This is a genomic window from Acidovorax sp. A79, from assembly GCF_041154505.1.
Lineage (GTDB): Bacteria > Pseudomonadota > Gammaproteobacteria > Burkholderiales > Burkholderiaceae_C > Acidovorax.
On the sequence record NZ_AP028672.1, the window covers coordinates 5,533,931 to 5,551,986 of the forward strand.

The 18,056-nt window shown below is 69.5% G+C and carries 16 protein-coding genes; 13 read left to right on the top strand and 3 right to left on the bottom strand.

What is annotated here, in order from left to right:
* Positions 1-23 precede the first annotated feature (23 nt).
* Together ACAM51_RS25590 and ACAM51_RS25595 are read left to right on the top strand one after the other, a co-directional pair.
* Positions 24-1,070: an ABC transporter permease gene (locus tag ACAM51_RS25590; RefSeq protein ID WP_218294303.1), complete on the top strand. Its 1,047-nt coding sequence runs from the start codon at positions 24-26 to the stop codon at positions 1,068-1,070.
* 23 nt (positions 1,071-1,093) lie between these two features.
* Positions 1,094-2,743 carry an ABC transporter ATP-binding protein gene (locus ACAM51_RS25595; RefSeq protein WP_369643890.1) on the top strand — a complete coding sequence of 550 codons (1,650 nt, stop codon included), beginning with the start codon at positions 1,094-1,096 and terminating at the stop codon, positions 2,741-2,743.
* Positions 2,744-2,922: 179 nt separating this feature from the next.
* Here ACAM51_RS25595 and ACAM51_RS25600 read toward each other — a convergent pair whose 3' ends face one another.
* Positions 2,923-3,519, bottom strand: coding sequence for a lipocalin family protein (locus tag ACAM51_RS25600; RefSeq protein ID WP_218294304.1), 597 nt, complete (start codon positions 3,517-3,519; stop codon positions 2,923-2,925).
* A 291-nt stretch (positions 3,520-3,810) separates the two neighbouring features.
* Between ACAM51_RS25600 and ACAM51_RS25605 the strand changes: the two genes are divergently transcribed.
* The 3 genes from ACAM51_RS25605 to ACAM51_RS25615 all read left to right on the top strand — a co-directional run bounded on the left by ACAM51_RS25605 (position 3,811) and on the right by ACAM51_RS25615 (position 6,461).
* Complete coding sequence (locus tag ACAM51_RS25605) at positions 3,811-4,368, top strand: DUF1003 domain-containing protein (RefSeq protein WP_218294305.1); 558 nt, start codon at positions 3,811-3,813, stop codon at positions 4,366-4,368.
* 88 nt (positions 4,369-4,456) lie between these two features.
* A complete protein-coding gene (locus ACAM51_RS25610; RefSeq protein ID WP_369642281.1) occupies positions 4,457-5,086 on the top strand; it encodes a hypothetical protein in 630 nt (209 codons plus the stop codon).
* A gap of 214 nt (positions 5,087-5,300) precedes the next feature.
* Entirely contained in the window at positions 5,301-6,461 is a 1,161-nt protein-coding gene (locus ACAM51_RS25615) for a DUF4382 domain-containing protein (protein ID WP_369642282.1), read from the top strand.
* A 102-nt stretch (positions 6,462-6,563) separates the two neighbouring features.
* Here ACAM51_RS25615 and ACAM51_RS25620 read toward each other — a convergent pair whose 3' ends face one another.
* Positions 6,564-7,490: a LysR family transcriptional regulator gene (locus tag ACAM51_RS25620; protein ID WP_369643891.1), complete on the bottom strand. Its 927-nt coding sequence runs from the start codon at positions 7,488-7,490 to the stop codon at positions 6,564-6,566.
* Positions 7,491-7,602: 112 nt separating this feature from the next.
* Between ACAM51_RS25620 and ACAM51_RS25625 the strand changes: the two genes are divergently transcribed.
* The 4 genes from ACAM51_RS25625 to leuD are packed head-to-tail and all read left to right on the top strand — an operon-like array spanning position 7,603 to position 11,664.
* Positions 7,603-8,616 (top strand): tripartite tricarboxylate transporter substrate binding protein, encoded by a 1,014-nt coding sequence (locus ACAM51_RS25625; protein ID WP_369642283.1) that lies wholly within the window; start codon positions 7,603-7,605, stop codon positions 8,614-8,616.
* A gap of 25 nt (positions 8,617-8,641) precedes the next feature.
* Entirely contained in the window at positions 8,642-9,547 is a 906-nt protein-coding gene (locus ACAM51_RS25630; protein ID WP_218294309.1) for an alpha/beta fold hydrolase, read from the top strand.
* 33 nt (positions 9,548-9,580) lie between these two features.
* Complete coding sequence (leuC, locus tag ACAM51_RS25635) at positions 9,581-10,999, top strand: 3-isopropylmalate dehydratase large subunit (RefSeq protein ID WP_369642284.1); 1,419 nt, start codon at positions 9,581-9,583, stop codon at positions 10,997-10,999.
* Positions 10,996-11,664, top strand: a complete 669-nt coding sequence (gene leuD / locus ACAM51_RS25640) for a 3-isopropylmalate dehydratase small subunit (RefSeq protein ID WP_218294311.1) — start codon at positions 10,996-10,998, stop codon at positions 11,662-11,664. Before leuC ends, leuD begins: the two co-directional genes overlap by 4 nt.
* A 29-nt stretch (positions 11,665-11,693) precedes the next feature.
* Here leuD and ACAM51_RS25645 read toward each other — a convergent pair whose 3' ends face one another.
* Entirely contained in the window at positions 11,694-12,695 is a 1,002-nt protein-coding gene (locus tag ACAM51_RS25645) for a PhnD/SsuA/transferrin family substrate-binding protein (protein WP_218294312.1), read from the bottom strand.
* Positions 12,696-13,054: 359 nt separating this feature from the next.
* Between ACAM51_RS25645 and ACAM51_RS25650 the strand changes: the two genes are divergently transcribed.
* The 4 genes from ACAM51_RS25650 to ACAM51_RS25665 all read left to right on the top strand — a co-directional run bounded on the left by ACAM51_RS25650 (position 13,055) and on the right by ACAM51_RS25665 (position 18,051).
* Positions 13,055-13,975 carry a hypothetical protein gene (locus tag ACAM51_RS25650; RefSeq protein ID WP_369642285.1) on the top strand — a complete coding sequence of 307 codons (921 nt, stop codon included), beginning with the start codon at positions 13,055-13,057 and terminating at the stop codon, positions 13,973-13,975.
* 20 nt (positions 13,976-13,995) lie between these two features.
* A complete protein-coding gene (locus tag ACAM51_RS25655) occupies positions 13,996-14,475 on the top strand; it encodes a hypothetical protein (protein ID WP_218294314.1) in 480 nt (159 codons plus the stop codon).
* A 154-nt stretch (positions 14,476-14,629) separates the two neighbouring features.
* Positions 14,630-15,868: a hypothetical protein gene (locus tag ACAM51_RS25660; RefSeq protein ID WP_218294315.1), complete on the top strand. Its 1,239-nt coding sequence runs from the start codon at positions 14,630-14,632 to the stop codon at positions 15,866-15,868.
* Positions 15,865-18,051 carry an AAA family ATPase gene (locus tag ACAM51_RS25665; protein ID WP_369642286.1) on the top strand — a complete coding sequence of 729 codons (2,187 nt, stop codon included), beginning with the start codon at positions 15,865-15,867 and terminating at the stop codon, positions 18,049-18,051. Before ACAM51_RS25660 ends, ACAM51_RS25665 begins: the two co-directional genes overlap by 4 nt.
* The last annotated feature ends 5 nt before the right edge of the window (positions 18,052-18,056 follow it).

Genomic DNA, 18,056 nt, shown 5'->3' on the forward strand with positions numbered 1-18,056 from the left:
AACCAAACGAACAGCCAGCCCTGATGAGCCCTGCCTCTCCATCGCCTTCGCTCTCTCCCGCGCGCCGCGCGTGGCTGCGCTTTCGGCGCAACCGCCTGGGCTACTGGAGCCTGTTGATCTTCAGTGCCCTGGTGCTGCTGAGCCTGTGCGCCGAACTGGTCAGCAACGACAGGCCGCTCATCGTGCGCTACGAGGGGCACACCTACTTTCCGATGCTCAAGGACTACCCCGAGACCACGTTCGGCGGAGACTTCGAGACCCCCACCGACTACCTGGACCCCTTCATCAAGAACCGGCTGAGCCAGGGCAGCAACTGGGCGCTGTACACCCTCAATCCGTACGGGCCCAACACGCTCAACTACTTCGCCAAGTCGCCCAACCCGTCGGCGCCCACCGGCGACAACTGGCTGGGCACCGACGACCGGGGGCGTGACCTGCTGGCCCAGCTGCTCTACGGCTTTCGCGTGAGCGTGCTGTTCGGCCTGGCGCTCACGGTGACGGGCGTGCTGCTGGGCGTGGTCACGGGGGCGATCCAGGGGTTCTTTGGGGGCAAGACCGATCTGGCGTTCCAGCGCTTCATGGAAATCTGGGGCTCCATGCCCGAGCTGTACCTGCTCATCATCTTCAGCGCCGTGTTCGCCCCGAGCATCTCGCTGCTGCTCATCCTTCTCTCCCTGTTTGGCTGGATGGGCCTGTCGGACTACGTGCGCGCCGAGTTCCTGCGCAACCGCCAGCTCGACTACGTGAAGGCGGCGCGGGCCCTGGGCGTGGGCAATGCGCAGATCATCTGGCGCCACATCCTGCCCAACAGCCTCACCCCGGTGGTGACCTTCCTGCCGTTTCGCATGAGCGCGGCCATCCTCGCGCTCACTTCGCTCGACTTCCTGGGCCTGGGCGTGCCGCCCGGCACGCCGTCGCTGGGCGAGCTGCTGAGCCAGGGCAAGAACAGCATCGACGCGTGGTGGATTTCCTTGTCCACCTTCGCCGTGCTGGTCACCACCTTGCTGCTGCTGACCTTCATGGGCGATGCGCTGCGGGACGCCCTCGACCCCCGAAAGGCCGATCAATGATCGCCCCCACGCCTGGCACCGGCATGTCCTCGCTGCCCCCCGGGGGCGCTCCCGCTGCCCCGCTGCTCGACGTGCGGGATCTGCACGTGCGCTTCGGCGCCAAGGAGGTGGTGCGCGGGGCCAGCTTCACCATCGCAGCCGGCGAAAAACTCGCGCTGGTGGGCGAGTCCGGCTCCGGCAAGACCATCACCGCGCTCAGCCTGCTGCGGCTGGCGGGCAATGCCGCCATCACCGGCCAGGCCATGCTGCGGGGGCAGCGCGATCTGCTGGCGCTCACGGAGCGCGAGATGCGGGGCGTGCGCGGCGGCGAGATCGCCATGGTCTTCCAGGAGCCGATGACCGCGCTCAACCCGCTGATGACCATTGGCACGCAGATCGCCGAGATCCTGCAGCTCAAGAAAGGCCTGACGGGCGAGCAATGCGCGCAGGCCGCCGTTGCGCTGCTGGCCAAGACCGGCATTCCCGAGCCCGCGCGCCGCGCCAACAGCTTTCCCCACCAGCTCTCGGGCGGCCAGCGCCAGCGCGCCATGATCGCCATGGCCCTGGCCAGCGAGCCGCAGCTGCTGCTGGCCGACGAACCCACCACCGCGCTCGACGTCACGCTGCGCGGCCAGATCCTGGACCTGCTGTCCGATCTGCAGCGGCAGAACGGCATGGCGGTGCTGCTGATCACGCACGACCTCAACTTGGTGCGCCGCTTCGCGGACCGCGTGGCCGTGATGGAGCAGGGCGTGCTGGTGGAGCAGGGGCCCGTGGCCGAGGTGTTCGGCGCGCCGCAGCATGCCTACACCCGCCGCCTGATCGCCAGCCAGCCGCGCCGTGACGTGGCACCCGCCGATTCCCCCGCGGGCACGCCGCCGGTGGTCCAGACGCGGGACCTGCGCGTGGTGTACCCCACGCCGCTCCCCGGCGTGCGGGGATGGTTCCAGAAAGGCGAGTTCGTGGCCGTGCAGGCCGCCACGCTCGCGCTGCCGCCCGGAGAGACGCTGGGCGTGGTGGGCGAATCCGGGTCGGGCAAATCCACGCTGGCGCAGGCCATCCTGGGCCTGCTGCCCTGCACCGGCCAGCTGCAGGTCGGCGGGCAGGCGTGGCAGCAGCCCGCCATGCGCAACACGCCCGCCAACCAGCAGCTGCGCCGCCGCGTGCAGGTGGTGTTCCAGGACCCGTTCTCGTCGCTCTCTCCGCGCCTGACGGTCGAAGAGATCGTGGGCGAGGGCCTCAAGGTGCATGAGCCCGCGCTGGGCGTGGCCCAGCGGCGCGCCCGGGTCGAGGCCGCGCTGGCCGAGGTGGGCCTGGCCGAGGCCCAGTACCCGCGGCTGCTCGAGCGCTACCCGCATGAATTCTCCGGTGGGCAGCGCCAGCGCCTGGCCATCGCGCGCGCCCTCATCGTGCAACCGCAGGTGCTCGTGCTCGACGAGCCCACCAGCGCGCTCGACGTCACCATCCAGCAGCAGGTGCTGGGCCTGCTGCAGCGCCTGCAGAAAGAAAAGGGCCTGAGCTACCTGCTCATCACCCACGACGTGGACGTGATCCGGGCCATGGCGCACCAGGTGCTGGTGATGAAGGATGGCACCGTGCTGGAAAGCGGCAGCGTGGACGAGGTGCTGGACGCACCCCGGCACCCGTACACCCAGCGCCTGGTGGCCGCCGCCACCGTGCCCGGGGCGGAGTAGTTTCTGTCCGAAATGGCCGCTGGCGCTTGTGGTGAAAGCGCGGGGCGCTATTTAATTGGTAGCAAAAGAGGCTTGATGCCGGTTGGGTGCGGCGCACCACATCGCATCGCGGTGCTTCGCCGCGGCCAGGTGCTGGCATCCGGCGCACGGGCTCCACGCCTGCAGCGCCTGGCCTTGCCTCAGGTCATCACTGCGCGCCTGGCATGCTGTTCACTGGCGGGCGGCGCCCACAGGATGCGGCCCACGTCGATGCCCATGGACTGCGCACGCTCGATCAGGTGTTCGCGCACATGCCAGGGCAGGGTGGGGGTGCGCGACAGGATCCACAGGTAGTCCTTGCTGGAGCCCACCACCATGGCCCACTGGTAGTTCTCATCCAGCGCCACCACGTTGTAGCCGCCGTAGAACGGCCCGAAGAACGACACCTTCAACGCCGCGCGCGTGGGCGCATCGACGAAGCTTGCCGTGCCCTCGGCCTCCTTCCATTCCTTGCGCACCGGGTCGTACCCCCGGTTCACCACCTTCACGGTGTCGTCGGGGTTGCGGCTGTAGGTGGCGCTGGTCTGGGTGAGGCCGCGCTCGAACGAGTGGTCGATGCGCGCCACCTCGTGCCAGTGGCCGGTGTAGCGGTCCACATCGAAGCCGGTCACGGCCTGGATGCCTTCGGGCGTGCGTGGCGTGGAGCAGGCCGTGAGCGCCAGCAGCGCCATCAGTGCGGTGGCTCCGATCACCAGGGACCAGGGGGAGTGGCGGCGAGGCATGGCGTGGATGCGCATGGGATTGCTCCTGCGGTGGCGGCTTTCGAGGGTGCGTTGCAGGGCTTTGTGGGCATGCGCTGCGCGGCGGTTGTCTGTGCATTTCGACTGTAGGCACGGCGGCTGCCCCGGCGTGTAGGCGCAGGCTGGCAGCGCCTGTCGGCGCGGCGCAGGGGTTGTGTGCGGGGCTCAACGCCCGGCAGCGCGGCGTTGACGGACCGGCGGCAGTCGTCCAGGCGTAGAGTGGGGCCAGGCGCCTTCTGCCTGTTTGCTGCCTGTTGGCGAATGCGCCCCGATCGGAGAGGAACACCCATGACCGCCCACCCCCACCCTGCGCACAACGCCCCACCCCTGGAAGACGGCCCGCCCCGGGTGGACCCCTTGCGCTTTCACCGGCGCCATGAGCACCTGGCCCCTACCTTCGGCACGGACCGGTTTGCGTTGCAGGCCGAGGCCTTTGCGCGGTTCTTTGGCACGCCGCTGTTTCTCGGTGCGCAGACGCTGATCGTGGCGGCGTGGATCTTGATCAACGTGCTGGGTGCCGCCAGGTTCGATCCCTATCCGTTCATCCTGCTCAACCTTGCGTTCAGCCTGCAGGCGGCCTACGCCGCGCCGCTCATCCTGCTCGCCCAGACGCGGCAGGCCGCGCGCGACAAGCACCATGCCGACGCGGATGCGCAGCACCGCGAGGCGCTGGCCATCGCCAGCGAACAACGCCAGGCCATTGCCGCGCAGAATGCCGCGCAGGTGCTGGAGCTGCTGCAGCAAAACACCCTGTTGACCGAACAGACGCGCCAGCTCACGCTGCGCGTCGAAGCACTGACTGTGGAGATCCACCAGCGATTTGTCACGCAGGCCGCGCGGCCGTGACGGGACGGATCCACGAACGACTTCCCGCCATCCACGCGGACCCGGGCCATGCCCTCCTGCTCCTTGCCCACCACACCGCGGAATGTCCATGCCCCCACCATCCCCGCCATCTCCTTCGCCCCCTCCGGCCCCGCCGGTGGCTTCATCGCCGTCGCCCCAGGGGGGTGATGCGGACGTCGATATCGCGTCGCTGTACCGCCGGGTCCATGGCCTTGCCGTGCCAGGGCAGCTGGCCACCGCCCTGCACATGGGGGCGGAGCACACCGTGGTGGCGACGGGGCTGGATCCTCAGCTGCCCTCCGTCGTGCTGACCCTGGCGCTGGGCAGCCAGAAGACGGCGCGCGATTTTTTCCGCGGGGCGCTTCCCACCCCCTTCGAGCTGGAGACCGCCATTGCGCGGGTGGAGGACGAGGTCTACGCCGCCCATGTCCGCCATCGCCCCTGGGTGCCGCAGGGTGCGGTGGTCGCGCCTTGTTCCGCAGACCCGGCGCTGCACGAGATCGCCACCCTGGCGGGCATTGCGCCAGGGCCGCGGCGCATGCTCACTCTCGATGCCCTGGAGCATGTGTTCAACCGGCTTGTCTCCGTATCCCAAGGGCGTCCGGCTTCGCAGGAGGGGTTGCCCGCCCACGCTGCGTTCGCGGCCACCCTGCTGGTGCTGCGCGAGCTGATGCACCACATGCCGTTCGGGGCGCTCACGCTGATGGACGGTGCCTGAGGGGCAGCGAGCCGATGGGTGGCCCAACGCTGGACGGTGCGGGCATGTGGTGGAAAGCGGCGCGGAGAGCGTGCGCCGCTCGTCGCCAAGTCTGGGTGTTGTCCTACAGACACGCGCCGGGATGCCTCTAAGGTTGTTTGTGTGAATTTTTCACATTCTTCGGGATGCTCCCCTGGTCCCGCAGCCGCCAACATCTCACCAAAGAGGCCACCCCATGAAAACACATCCTTGTCTGCGCACCGTCCTGTGTGCACTGTCCATCGCCAGCCTTGCCGCCTGCGGGGGCGGTGGTGGAGGTGGCGAAACCAGCGGAAATGGCACGTTGCGCCTGGCGATGACGGATGCCCCCAGCTGCGGCTATTCCGCCGTGAATGTCACGGTCGAGAAAGTACGCGTCCACCAGAGCAGCAATGCCTCGGACAACGATGCGGGCTGGTCCGAGATCGTGCTGAACCCGGCACGCAGGGTGGACCTGCTGACGCTGACGAACGGTGTGCTCATGGAGCTGGGGCAGGTGCCGCTGCCCGCGGGAAAGTACACGCAGTTGCGGCTCGTGCTGGCCAGCAACACAGGGGCCCAGCCGCTGGCCAATTCGGTGGTCCCCACCGGCGCATCGGAAGTAGCGCTGAAAACGCCGAGCGGGCAGCAATCGGGCGTCAAGACGAATGTGAATATCGACGTGGGCGCCAATCAGATGGCCGACTTCGTTCTGGACTTCGATGCCTGCAAGTCGGTGGTGGCCGCTGGCGCCTCGGGCCAGTATCTTCTCAAACCCGTGGTGTCGGTGATCCCGCGCTTCGTTTCCGGTGTGCAGGGCTATGTGGAACCCGGCACGGGCACCAGCGTCTCCCTGCAGTTCAACGGTGAGCTGGTGCGCGCCACCACCCCCGACAGCGCGGGCAGGTTCCTGCTCCAGCCGGTGGCTCCGGGCAACTACACGCTGGTCGTCGTGGGTGCGGGGCGCACCACCACGGTGGTCACGGGGGTACCGGTGGCCGCCGAGACAGTGACTTCCGTGGGCGCGGGCGCCGCGCCTTTGAGCCTGCAGCCATCTCCGGTCGCGACGGTGAAGGGCACCGCCCCGGTGGACACCATGGTGCGGGTGCTCCAGCCCTTGTCGGTAGGGGGCACGATCGAAGTGGCCGGCCGGGGCGTTGACGGGGTGACAGGGGCCTACGGCTTCACGGTACCTACCCTCGCGCCGCGGGTCGCCCCCTATGCCGCGCCGGGCACCAGCCTGGTGTTTGCCGCGGACTCCGCGGCGGCGGGGCGCTACGCTGTTCAGGCCCGCCTGGGTGGTTTTGCCGACAAGACGCAGGCACTGCCTGTCCTGACGGAGGGTGCCGTACAAACCACGGATTTCACCTTCCCCTGACACCGCGGGCGGAGGGCACCGCCCCGCCTGCGATGAATGGCAGCGGGGCGGCCTTTCAGGACGGGGGGCGCGTCTCGGCGCCTGTCGGCCAGGGCGGTGATGTCAGGGCTCTCCGGCCGGCCGCGCCACGAGGTCTTTCCGGTCGCCGGAAAACCAGGCCGCCAGGAAATCCGCCAGCGCCCGCGTCTTGGCCGACAGGTCGCTGCGGGTGGGGTACACCAGCGTCACGTCCGCCGCGGGCAAGGCCCAGGCGGGCAGAACGCGCCGCAGGCGGCCAGCGGCCAGGTGGGCTGCCACGTCCCACTCGGAGCGCATCAGCACGCCGTGGCCTTCCAGGGCCCAGGTGGTGGCGGCCGCGCCATCGTTGGTGCTGAGCATGCCGCGCACCTTCACCGTTTCCTGCCGCCCGCCCTGGTGCAGGTGCCAGGTGCCATAGGTTTCATCGCTTTCGCGGATCACGATGCACAGGTGGGCCAGCAGGTCGGCGGGCTGGGCGGGCTCGCCCGCGTGGGCCAGGTAGGCCGGCGACGCGCACAGCACGCGCCGGTTGGCCATCAGCCTGCGGGCCGTGAGGCGCGAGTCGGGCAGGTCGCCAAAGCGCACGGCGGCATCCAGGCCCTGTTCCACCAGGTTCACGGGCCGGTCGGTCAGGTGCAGTTGCACCTCCACTTCGGGGTAGGCGCGCGAGAAGGCCGACAGGGCCGGCGCGATGTGAACGCGGCCAAAGCCCAGCGTGGCCGCCAGCTTGATGAGCCCGCGCGGCGAGCTGCGCGCGCCGGCCACCGTGCGCTCCAGCGCCTCCAGGTCGCCCAGGATGCGGGCACCATCCAGCAGGTAGGTCTCGCCCTCGGGCGTGAGGTGGATGCGCCGCGTGGTGCGGTGCAGAAGGCGCACGCCCAGCCGGTGCTCCAGCTGGGCCAGGCGCCGGCTGACCGCGGGCGGGGTGATGCCCATCTGCTGCGCGGCGGCGGCCAGGCTGCCTTCCTTCATGAGCAAGGCAAAGAAGCGCAGGTCCGAAAAGCCGTCCATGGGTACCTCATTCATGCGTTGAATTTATGAATGAAATGATTTTGACGGTATTTATGGCGTTGAACATCACTCATAAGATCCAGCCACAACAAATACCCGCAGGAGACAACCCATGACCGATTCCACCCCCCCGACACCGTCCCTGTTTCCCCGCCGGCTGGCTGTGGCGGCAACGGCCGCCGCCACGCTGGCACTGCTGTCGCCCGCTGCGGCCCTGGCCCAGCCAGCGGCTTATCCCAACAAGGCCATCAAGCTCGTGGTCCCCTATGCGCCGGGCGGCAGCGCCGACATCGCCGCGCGGCTCATCACCGATGAATGGGGCAAGGCGCTGGGCGGCTCGCTGTTCATCGAGAACAAGGGCGGCGCGGGCGGCAACATCGGCGTGGACATGGTGGCCAAGTCCGCACCGGACGGCTACACCGTCGGCCTGCAGACCGTGTCCCTGGCCATCAACCCCAGCCTGACGGCCAAGATGCCCTACGACACCCTGAAGGACCTGGCGCCCATCGGCATGGTGGCCAGTTCGCAGCATGTGCTGGTGGTCAACAACGCCTTGCCCGCCAAGAACATCAAGGAACTGGTGGCGCTGCTCAAGGCGCAGCCGGGCAAGTACTCGTATGGCTCGGCCGGCGCGGGCAGCACCTTCCACATGTCGGCCGAGTTGTTCAAGGCCGTGGCGGGCACGCCCATCGTGCACATACCCTACCGCGGCGGCGGCCCGGCCATGATCGACACCATGTCGGGCCAGGTGGCGCTGAGCTTTCCGGTGCTGTCGGCCGCGCAGCCGCATGTGCAAGCGGGCAAGCTCAGGGCGCTGGGCGTCACCGGTACCAAGCGCTCGGCGCTCATGCCTGACGTGCCCACCATTGCCGAGGCGGGCCTGCCTGGCTACGCGTTTGAAACCTGGTTCATCGTGTTCGCGCCGGCCGGCACGCCCAAGCCGGTCGTCGACAAACTCAACACCACCCTGAACCAGGCGCTCAACACCCCGGCGCTCAAGGAGCGCATGGCCAAGGACGGTTTCGACCCCATTCCATCGACGCCCGAGCAGGCCCGCGCACGGCTCGAAAAAGAGATGCCGCAGTGGGCCAAATTGATCAGGGAGCGGGGCATCACCGCCGAATAGGCACCGCCGCAATTTCAACGACACCATGACCACGACGACTCCGCTTTTCCCCGGCTTCACCCCCCACCGTGTGCCCACGCCCGACGGCCAGCACATCCACGCGCTGGTGGGCGGCACGGGCCCGGCCCTGCTGCTGCTGCACGGCCACCCGCAGACCTCGGCCATCTGGCACAAGGTGGCGCCGGTGCTGGCCCGGCACTTCACGCTGGTGCTGGCGGATTTGCGGGGCTATGGCGATTCCGCAAAACCTGCTGGGGATGCCGAGCATGCCCTCTACAGCAAGCGCACCATGGCCGCCGACATGCTGGCCGTGATGCAGCACCTGGGCCACCCACGCTTCACCGTGCTGGCCCACGACCGGGGCGCCCGCGTGGCGCACCGCCTGGCGGCCGACCACCCGGCCGCCGTGTTGCGCATGGTGCTGCTGGACATCGCCCCCACGCTGACCATGTACGAACAGACCAGCAACGCCTTTGCGCGTGCCTACTGGCACTGGTTCTTTTTGATCCAGCCCGCGCCGCTGCCCGAGCGCCTGATCGAGGCCGACCCCGCCGCCTATGTGCGCGACGTGATGGGCCGGCGCAGCGCCGGCCTGGCCCCGTTCGACCCGCGGGCCCTGGCCGAGTACGTGCGCTGCCTGGGCCTGCCCGGTACGGCCCACGGCATCTGCGAGGACTACCGCGCCGCCGCCGGCATCGACCTGGTGCATGACCGCGCCGATCGCGACGCGGGCCGCCAGCTGGCCATGCCGCTCCTGGCCCTGTGGGGCGAGCAGGGCGTGGTGCACCAGTGCTTTGCGCCCCTGGCCGAGTGGCAGCGCGTGGCGGCCGACGTGCGCGGCCACGCACTGCCTTGCGGCCACTACATCGCCGAGGAGGCGCCGGATGCGCTGCTCGACGCGGCGCTGCCCTTCCTGCTGGCCGACCGGTAAGGCTGCACCCAACGACAACCCCCGACGCTGACCATGACCACTCCCTCAACGCTCTACCAAAAGCTGGTGGCATCGCACACCGTGGCCGTTCTGGACGAACAGAACGTTCTGCTGTTCTGCGACCTGCACCTGATGAACGAATACACCAGCCCCCAGGCCTTTGCCGGCCTGCACGAGGCCGGGCGCGGCGTGCCCGTGCCGGGGCAGAACGTGGCGGTGGTGAGCCACATCATCCCCACGCACCCGGTGCGCTGGCGCACCATCCAGGACCCGCCTTCGGCCCTGCAGGCCAGCAACCTCAAGGCCAACTGCGACCGCCACGGCATCCCGCTGTTCGACACCAACGACCCGCTGCAGGGCATCGAGCACGTGATCGCGCCCGAGCACGGCATGGTGCGCCCGGGCATGGTCATCATCTGCGGTGACAGCCACACCACCACGTACGGCGCGCTGGGCGCGCTGGGCTTCGGCATCGGCACGTCGGAGGTCGAGCACGTGCTGGCCACCCAGACCCTCGTCTACCGCCTCGCCAAGGACATGCGCATCCGCGTGGACGGTGTGCTGCCCACGGGGACCACGGCCAAGGACCTGATCCTCATGGTCATCAACCGCATCGGCGCGCAAGGCGCACGCGGCTACGTGGTGGAGTTCTGCGGCAGCGCCATCAGCGCGCTGTCGGTGGAGGCGCGCTTCACGCTGTGCAACATGGCGGTGGAGGCGGGTGCGCGCGGCGCGCTGATCGCGCCCGACGCCACCGCCATCGACTATGTGCTGGCCAAGGCCCCCGACATCACCGGCGAGGTCCGCACGCAGGCCCTGGCCCACTGGGCCACGCTGGGCAGTGACGCGGGCGCCGTGTTCGACGTGGAGCATGTGTTCGACGCCAGCGCCGTGGCCCCCTTCGTCACCTGGGGCACCAGCCCCGACCAGGCCATGGCCATCCACGCCACCGTGCCCCGGCCCGAGGACATCACCGACGCCGTGCAGCGCAGCAGCGCCGAGCAGGCCCTGCGCTACACGGCCCTGGCGGCAGGGCAGCCGCTGGCGGGCGTGCCGGTGCAGCATGTGTTCATCGGCTCGTGCACCAATGCGCGCATCGAGGACCTGCGCGAGGTGGACCGCATCGTCGGCACCCGCCACGTGGCCAGTGGCGTGCGCGCCATGGTTGTGCCCGGCTCGGGCGCCGTGAAGGCCCAGGCCGAGGCCGAGGGCATCGCCGCGCGCCTGGTGGCCGCGGGCTTCGAGTGGCGCCAGCCCGGCTGCTCCATGTGCCTGGCCATGAACGACGACGTGCTGGCCCCCGGCCAGCGCTGCGCCTCCACCACCAACCGCAATTTCGAGGGCCGCCAGGGCCGTGGCGCCATCACCCACCTGATGAGCCCGGCCATGGCCGCCGCCGCCGCCGTCACGGGCTGCATCACCGACGTAAGAACCCTGGAGGTGACCGCATGAGCGCCGACCACAACCACACCACCGTGCGCGGCCAGGCGGCCCTGCTCGACATCGCCAACCTCGACACCGATCAGATCATGCCCAAGCAGTTCCTGCGCGGCATCGACAAGTCGGGCCTGGCGCCGGGCCTGCTGTACGACCTGCGCTTTGACGGCGCCGGGCAGCCGCGCGAAGACTTCGTGCTCAACCAGCCGGCGTTTGCCGGCACCGATGTGCTGCTGGCCGGCAGCAACTACGGTTGCGGCTCCAGCCGCGAGCATGCCGTGTGGGGCATGCAGCAGTACGGCTTCCAGGCCGTGGTGGCGTCGAGCTTTGGCGAGATCTTCTACTCCAACGCCATGAACAACCGCCTGCTGCTGGCCATGGTGACCGAGGCCGATGCCCAGGCCTTCATGCGCGAGGCCCGTGCCACTAACGGTCCCTTGGCCATGGAGATCGACGTGGAACAGCGCCAGGTGCGCACGGCAGGGCACAGCGCACCGTTCACCATCTCCGAGCGGCACCGGCGCATGTTCCTCGACGGGCTGGATGTGATTGGAGCTTCGCTCACCTACCAGGCGCAGATCGATGCCTTTGCCCAGCGGCACTGGGCCGCGCAGCCCTGGGTGAAGGATGTCGCGCGGCGCACGCGCGAGCGGCTTGGGGCCGCCTCCGCGCAGGCCTGAACCGCCAGCGCCTTGGCGCTGCGGGGCACCTACTTGGCGGCGGGCTTGCCGGCCTGCGCCGCCTTCGCGGTCTTGTTGTAGACCTCCATCACCGTGGCGAAGTCGCGCTCGAAGTTGATGGGCAAGAAGGTGTCGTTGCCCGGCAGCAGCTGGCGCAGCTTGGGCGAGAAGCTGTAGCTGTACGAGCATTTCTTCACGCGCGCCTGCACCTCGGGCGACACGTCCTTGCCCAGGGTCCAGGTTTCGGTCATGAACGGCGGGCTTTCCCACAGCGTGCGGATGCTCGAACCCTTCACATCGCCCTTGACCACCATGCGCTGGTACAGGTCGCTGGCCACGGCGGCGGCGGGGTAGAAGCCGTGCATCACACCCGTCACCGAGCGCTCGTGGCCGTTGGAGAACACCACCTCGTAGTTCTGGTCCGGCACCAGGCCAATGGCCGGGAACAGCGCGCGCGGCGCCAGGTTGCCGGAGTTGGATGTGGGCGTGGTGTGCGCGATCTTCTTGCCCACCAGGTCCTGCGGCTTGGTGAACGGGCTGTCCACGCGCGCAATCAGGATCAGCTTGTACGAGTTGCGCTGCCCGCTGGCCTTGTTGCCCGGCACGCCAAACGGCGCGGGCTGGCCGGCGGCCACCAGCTGCGGCACCAGGCCGGGGTTCACCTGGGCCAGCTGGGCCTTGCCGGCGACCAGGCTGTCGATGAGGTCCTTCTCCCCCAGCACGTCGATGTTGGTGCTGCGTTCCAGCGACTCGCCCTGCAGGTTCTGCAGGTCGATGTTGCCGCAGCGCGCCAGATGATTGAAGTAGTCGCCCCACAGCAGCATGGTTTCGCTCTTGGCGTAGGTCTTGGGCATGGCCACCACCAGCTTCTCGCGCGTCCCGCTGAAGGCGGGGGATGGGGCCGTGGCTGCGGCGCGGACAGCGGCGGCGCGGGCCTGGGGTGTGGCGGCGGTGTCCGTCTGGGCGGCAACGGGGCCGAGCGTGAAGGTGGCGCAGAGCAAAAGCGCGCCAGAGCGTGCGTGAGAACGCATGGTGAATCTCCCTCGGGGTTTTGTGATGGTGGTGGCCCGCAGGCCAACCTGGCGGGGCCACGCACGGGTTGCGGGCCTGCCGGTGGCGTGCCGCGCGGCGCTGCCCGGCCGCGCGGCGGGCTGGCCGTCGAGTATGCATGAAGCTCCCGCGCGCCAAGGCAAGCGGCGGGTGCTGGAACCGTGGAGGCGCGCGGTGCCCACCGCATCCATCCAACGGCCGTGCTGCTGAAGGACGGTGGTTGACATGGCGTCAAGTGCCAGGGCCCGGACGATGGACAACGCCGAGAGGGACGGTGCCCGCGAAGCCGGTAACAATTCGTGTACTTCCACCGCGAACCCACTCTCCCTACCGCCGCACCATGTCGCAAAACGCACACACCCTGCACCTGTTCTTCGAAGACGCGATCAAGCTCAAGACCGGCCAGCTGGTCTACCAGTACCTGGCCGCCGGCAATACCGAACAGGCGCAGCGCTGGGCCCAGAAACTGGGGGGCGCGGATCTGGCGGCGCTGTGGGACGAACAGTGGTTCAACCAGGAGGTCCTGGCCCAACGCACCCACCTGCTGCTGCGCTTTGACACCGGCACGCACGACGACCTTCCCTTGCGGGCGCTCGAAACACTGTTTGCCCACGGCCTGCAGTCGGCGGTGCTGGAGGTGTTCTACGACCAGGTGGGCGAAACCGAGCGCATGCACTTCGACAAGGGCCAGTGGGTCTCGCGCAAGGCGTTCTTCGAGGCCAACCCGCAGTGGCGCGCGGTGGTGGAGCCCGTGGACGAACCCGTGGCTGCCGGTGAGGCTGGCGAAGGGCCCGACGAGGAAGATGCCCACGCCCACTCCAAGGACCCGGGCAAGCCGGTCTCAGTGTCCAAGCTGCGCAAGCAGGAGGCCGAGCGCAGGAAGAAGGGCGAGGAAGCCGCGCAGGCCTTCATCGACATGGCCAAGGAAATGCACAAGACCGGCACCTCTCCCGTTCAGGGACTGATCGCGGTGCTGCTGCTGCGCGCCGGCTTCAAGGGGCTGCTGCAGGCCATCGCGTTCACGGTGGTCACCGTGCTGCTGTTCAAGGGCCTGTGGCTCTGGCTGGGGCTGGGCCTGGTGCTGGCCATCGTGCTGCCGCTGTACTACATGCTGAGCGAGTACAAGGACCTCCACGGGGATGGCGACGAGGACGGCGACCCGGACAAAGACGCCGACGACGACAGCGAAGATGGCGGCGAGAGCGAGGGCCGTGGTGGCGAAGCGCCGCAGGGCGGCAACGCCAGCAAGTCCAGCCATTGAATCCGAGGGAGACACACAAAATGCTGACACAGATCGAATGGTGGGGCGGGCTGATCTTCGTGCTGGGCGCGATCACCTACAAGCTCGTGATGGGCGCGCTGGAAAAGAAGGACGATGGCATCCATTGGTACCGGCTTCAGATGCACGCCTTCTTCCTGCTGCCCGCCGTGGTGCTGGCCGCGTATTTCTATCCGCTGGACAGCCCGTGGCTGCGGTACGGCTACCTGGGCGTGCTGGGTGTCTCGCTGCTGGTGGTGCTGGTGATGCTGGTGCAGGAGATCACGGGCGACGCACCCGGGGACGATGCGGAGAAGGCCGCCACGCTCGACACAGTCAAGGGGGAGGGGGGAGAGGAAAAGAAAAAGCAGACCGAAAACGAGGAGGATGAAACCGGCTGGCTGACGGCGGTGCTGGGGGCCCTGGTGCTCTACAGCCCGGTGCTCGCGGCTTGTGGCCTGGGTTGCTACAAGGCCTGGCCCCTGGTGCAGGCGCTCTGGTAGCGCGGCCTGCGCGGGCAACGCCGGAAGGTGCCGGGTGCTGGACGGCACCGGCACGCATCACAATCCGTGCCAGCCAGCCACCGACTTCTTTTCGTTTGTGTTCTTTCCAAAGCCCTCTCACCGCGCGGCGCGCAGAGTGCCCACCCCCACAGCCATGGCCCACGATTCCTTTCCGGAGCTTCTCTCGCTCTACATGCGGCGCATTCGCGCCAGCGCCTCCGGCGTGGCCACCGAGATCGGCCTGAGCCGCGAGGCCGTGAACAACTGGCGCAACGGCCTGTCGGCGCCCAACCCCCGCTCGCGAGAAAAACTGGTGGCCTGCACCCGCTACCTGCGCCTGACGGAAACCGAGGCCAACCGCCTGCTCAGCGCCGCCGGCTTCGAGCCCGAGTTTCCGCTGCAGGCCGAGTCGGCGGGCGCGGCGCAGCCCTTCGCTGCCTTCCAGGACCGGCTGTTTGCCCAGCTGGCGCAGGCCGTGCCGTATCCCATCTCGCTGCTGCTGTCGCCCGCCCACTGGGGCCAGCCGCCGTTCAGGCAAGAGCTGCTGCAGCGCGCCAAGGCGCAGTACGGCGAAGGCGCGGTGCTGCACATCCAGCCGCCCTACAGCGTGAGCACCGTGCCGGCCGAGTACTTCGCCGCCATTGGCCGCCAGTGCGGGCTTGGCGATGTGGCGTCCGACTACGAATTCGAATCCGCGCTGGAGCGCCGCCTGCTGGCGGGCGAGCGCCTGTTCTGCCTGGTCAGCCGTTTCGAGCAGGGCACCCCCGAACTGCGCGAAACCCTGGCGGGCATCCTGCGCAGCCTGAGCGAGATGCACAGCGGACGGCTGCACCTGCTGCTGTGCGGCGGCGAGGCGCTGGCCGACCTCAAATACCGCAGCGGCGACCTGTCGCTGCTCAACATCGCGCAGGTCAACCACTGGCCCGATCCGTCGCTGGAAGACCTCACCCAGCTGGCGCGCCACCGCTGGCCCGAGCAGGCCTGGCCCCAGCCGGTGCTGGCGGCCCTGCAGGAGATCAGCGGTGGACACCCCGCGCTGTTCGAGGAAGGCCTGCAGTGGCTGGTGGACCAGGGAGCGGGCGGCGGCCTGCAGGGCGCGCAGGCAGACCGCGCCGCGCTGCGCACCCACCTGGCCAGCAGCCCGCGCCTGTGGCAGACCCTGCTGCCCCTCGCGCAGGCACCGGCCACCCGGCAACGGCTGGCGCAGCTGCTGCAGGCCGATGAGCTGGGCCGCGCGCGCCCCTACCTGCAGGACGACGAGCTGCGCCGCCTGTTCTGGGGCAACCTCATCCATGTGCGCGGCACGGGCGAGGCCGCGCGGCTGCACTGGCGCAGCCCCACCATCCGCGACGCGGGCCTCATGGTGCTGGACTCGTGTTCGTCGGCCGCATGAGCCCGCTGCTGTCCAGGTCCGTGGTCCGCGCGGTGGTGATCGCGGCCATCACGCTGTTCGTGGGCAGCGCGCTGCTCACGCCCAAGCTCAACCCGGCCACGCGCGGCTCCGCGCTGGGGGCCGAGAACGCGGGCATCATCTGGGGCGAGCTGGTGCAGTGGCGCGTGGCGATGATGCAGGCGCACAACGAGCTGGACGCCTGGCCCGAGGACATCCGCACACATGCGCCGCGCATCGGCAACCCGCAGCTGCGCGTCACGTCGCCCCGGCCCTACGTGCTGCAGGCCGACATCGCCCACAACCCCGAACTGGGGAAGCTCGCGGGCACCCAGGTGGTGGTGGAGCTCAAGCCCGGCACGACCACCTGGAGCTGCCGTCCCGGGCGCCCGCCCATTCCCCTGGGCTATCTGCCCATCAACTGCCTGGAGGGGCAGGCCGACGACTTCACGCCCGTGCCGCCGTCCGAGCGCGACCCGTTCGAAGGCCTGCGCAAGCTCATCTACTGGTGCGCCGCCATCTTCGCCGTGGGCGCGGTGGTCTGGGTCGCGCGCCACCCCCTGCTCGGGCCTTCGCAGCTGCAGCCCGCGCGCCTTCGCCGCACCCCGCTCGCGCGGCTGCCCCGTCTGGACCGGCTGCTGGGCTGGACCGGGCGGCGGGAGTCCACGCTGCTCGCGGCCGACATCCGCCCGGTGGACTGGGGCCGCGCGGTGCTGTGCGCGCAGCCCGGCGCGGCAGAGGGTGCGGGGGGCCTCGTGCGCGCGATGGCCGAGCGGGTTTCCGCCCGCAGCCAGCCCAGCACCGACTGGGCGCTGCCGGGGCTGGTGTTCGAGTGGCAGTTCCCGCCGGACCTGCCCGTGTCGCTGGACCGCTGCCTGGTCTTCGTGCCCACTCCCGGCGTGGACGAGGCCGCCGTGCTGCGCCAGCTGCGCGCCGCGCAGACCGGCAGCGACGTGCTGCTGATCCTGAGCGGGCACAGCGTGGACGCGCCGATGCCCCTGCTGCAGGCCCATGCCGATGACCGCGCCAACCTGCACGTGATGGTGGACAGCGCCAGCCAGACCGAATGGCTGGTGGGCGGCGAGGCCCTGCAGGTGCTGCTGCGCCTGCTGGCCGCGCAGCTGCGCATCACCCGCATCTCGCCATACCAGACGCGCGGTGGCGTGACGCGGGAGGGCTCCTTCTTCGGCCGCGCCCAGCTGCTGGCCCGCGTGGTCAACCGCGAACCCGCCAACTACCTGGTGGTGGGCGGGCGCCAGCTGGGCAAGAGCAGCCTGCTCAAGGCCGTGCAGCGCCGCCTGCAGGGCCACCCGCACACCGTGTGCCACTACGTCTCGCTGCGCGACCACCGCCTGGCGCCGCGCATGGCGCTGCAGTTCGGCCTGCCGGCCGACACGCCGCTCGAAGCCATCGTGGACCACCTGCAGGCGCAGTACGCGGGCAAGCGCCTGTATTTGCTGATCGACGAAGCCGACCTCTTTTTCCGCGACGAGTCGAACAGCGGCTACGCCCAGTTGTCCACGCTGCGCGCGCTCAGCGAGGAGGGGCGCTGCTGGTTCATGCTGGCGGGCTTCTGGGACCTGTACGCCACCGCCGTGCTCGACTACCAAAGCCCCCTGCGCAACTTTGGCGAGGTGCTGGCCATCGGCGGGCTGGAGCGCGCCGCCTGCCGCGAGCTGGCCACCGAGCCGCTGCGCCGCCTGCGCCTGGGTTTTGGCAGCGACACGCTGGTGGAAAAGCTCGTGGACGCCAGCGGCCAGCGCGCCAACCTCGTGGCCATCCTGTGCCAGGAATGCCTGGAGGCCCTGCAACCCGGCGAGCGCGCCATCGAGGCGCGCCACCTCGCGCAGGCCCTGGCCTCGCAGCCCGTGCAGGACGCGCTGGCCGGCTGGGGGCGCCTGAGCCAGGACGAGGCCGCCTGCCGCCTGGACCGCGTGGTGGTCTACCACACGGCCCAGGCCGGGCAGACCAGCCTGGTGGCCCTGGCCCAGCTGCTGCAAGGCCACGGCATCACGGCCGACGCGCAGGCGCTGCGCCAGTCGCTGGCACGCCTGCAGCTGGCCTATGTGCTGCGCAAGCAGGATGCCGCGTACCGCTTTGCCATCCCGCTGCTGAAAGACCAGTTCGAGCCCACGGAGGTGGAGCTGTTGCTGCGCCAGGAGCTGGCCGTGCTGGCGCGTGGGTGACGGCC

Excerpts from the sequence above, each read along its gene's own strand:
- ACAM51_RS25590 (WP_218294303.1), top strand. The coding sequence starts at position 24 with ATGAGCCCTGCCTCTCCATCGCCTTCGCTCTCTCCCGCGCGCCGCGCG.
- ACAM51_RS25595 (WP_369643890.1), top strand. The coding sequence starts at position 1,094 with ATGTCCTCGCTGCCCCCCGGGGGCGCTCCCGCTGCCCCGCTGCTCGAC.
- ACAM51_RS25600 (WP_218294304.1), bottom strand. The coding sequence starts at position 3,519 with ATGCGCATCCACGCCATGCCTCGCCGCCACTCCCCCTGGTCCCTGGTG.
- ACAM51_RS25605 (WP_218294305.1), top strand. The coding sequence starts at position 3,811 with ATGACCGCCCACCCCCACCCTGCGCACAACGCCCCACCCCTGGAAGAC.
- ACAM51_RS25610 (WP_369642281.1), top strand. The coding sequence starts at position 4,457 with ATGCCCCCACCATCCCCGCCATCTCCTTCGCCCCCTCCGGCCCCGCCG.
- ACAM51_RS25615 (WP_369642282.1), top strand. The coding sequence starts at position 5,301 with ATGAAAACACATCCTTGTCTGCGCACCGTCCTGTGTGCACTGTCCATC.
- ACAM51_RS25620 (WP_369643891.1), bottom strand. The coding sequence starts at position 7,490 with ATGGACGGCTTTTCGGACCTGCGCTTCTTTGCCTTGCTCATGAAGGAA.
- ACAM51_RS25625 (WP_369642283.1), top strand. The coding sequence starts at position 7,603 with ATGACCGATTCCACCCCCCCGACACCGTCCCTGTTTCCCCGCCGGCTG.
- ACAM51_RS25630 (WP_218294309.1), top strand. The coding sequence starts at position 8,642 with ATGACCACGACGACTCCGCTTTTCCCCGGCTTCACCCCCCACCGTGTG.
- leuC (WP_369642284.1), top strand. The coding sequence starts at position 9,581 with ATGACCACTCCCTCAACGCTCTACCAAAAGCTGGTGGCATCGCACACC.
- leuD (WP_218294311.1), top strand. The coding sequence starts at position 10,996 with ATGAGCGCCGACCACAACCACACCACCGTGCGCGGCCAGGCGGCCCTG.
- ACAM51_RS25645 (WP_218294312.1), bottom strand. The coding sequence starts at position 12,695 with ATGCGTTCTCACGCACGCTCTGGCGCGCTTTTGCTCTGCGCCACCTTC.
- ACAM51_RS25650 (WP_369642285.1), top strand. The coding sequence starts at position 13,055 with ATGTCGCAAAACGCACACACCCTGCACCTGTTCTTCGAAGACGCGATC.
- ACAM51_RS25655 (WP_218294314.1), top strand. The coding sequence starts at position 13,996 with ATGCTGACACAGATCGAATGGTGGGGCGGGCTGATCTTCGTGCTGGGC.
- ACAM51_RS25660 (WP_218294315.1), top strand. The coding sequence starts at position 14,630 with ATGGCCCACGATTCCTTTCCGGAGCTTCTCTCGCTCTACATGCGGCGC.
- ACAM51_RS25665 (WP_369642286.1), top strand. The coding sequence starts at position 15,865 with ATGAGCCCGCTGCTGTCCAGGTCCGTGGTCCGCGCGGTGGTGATCGCG.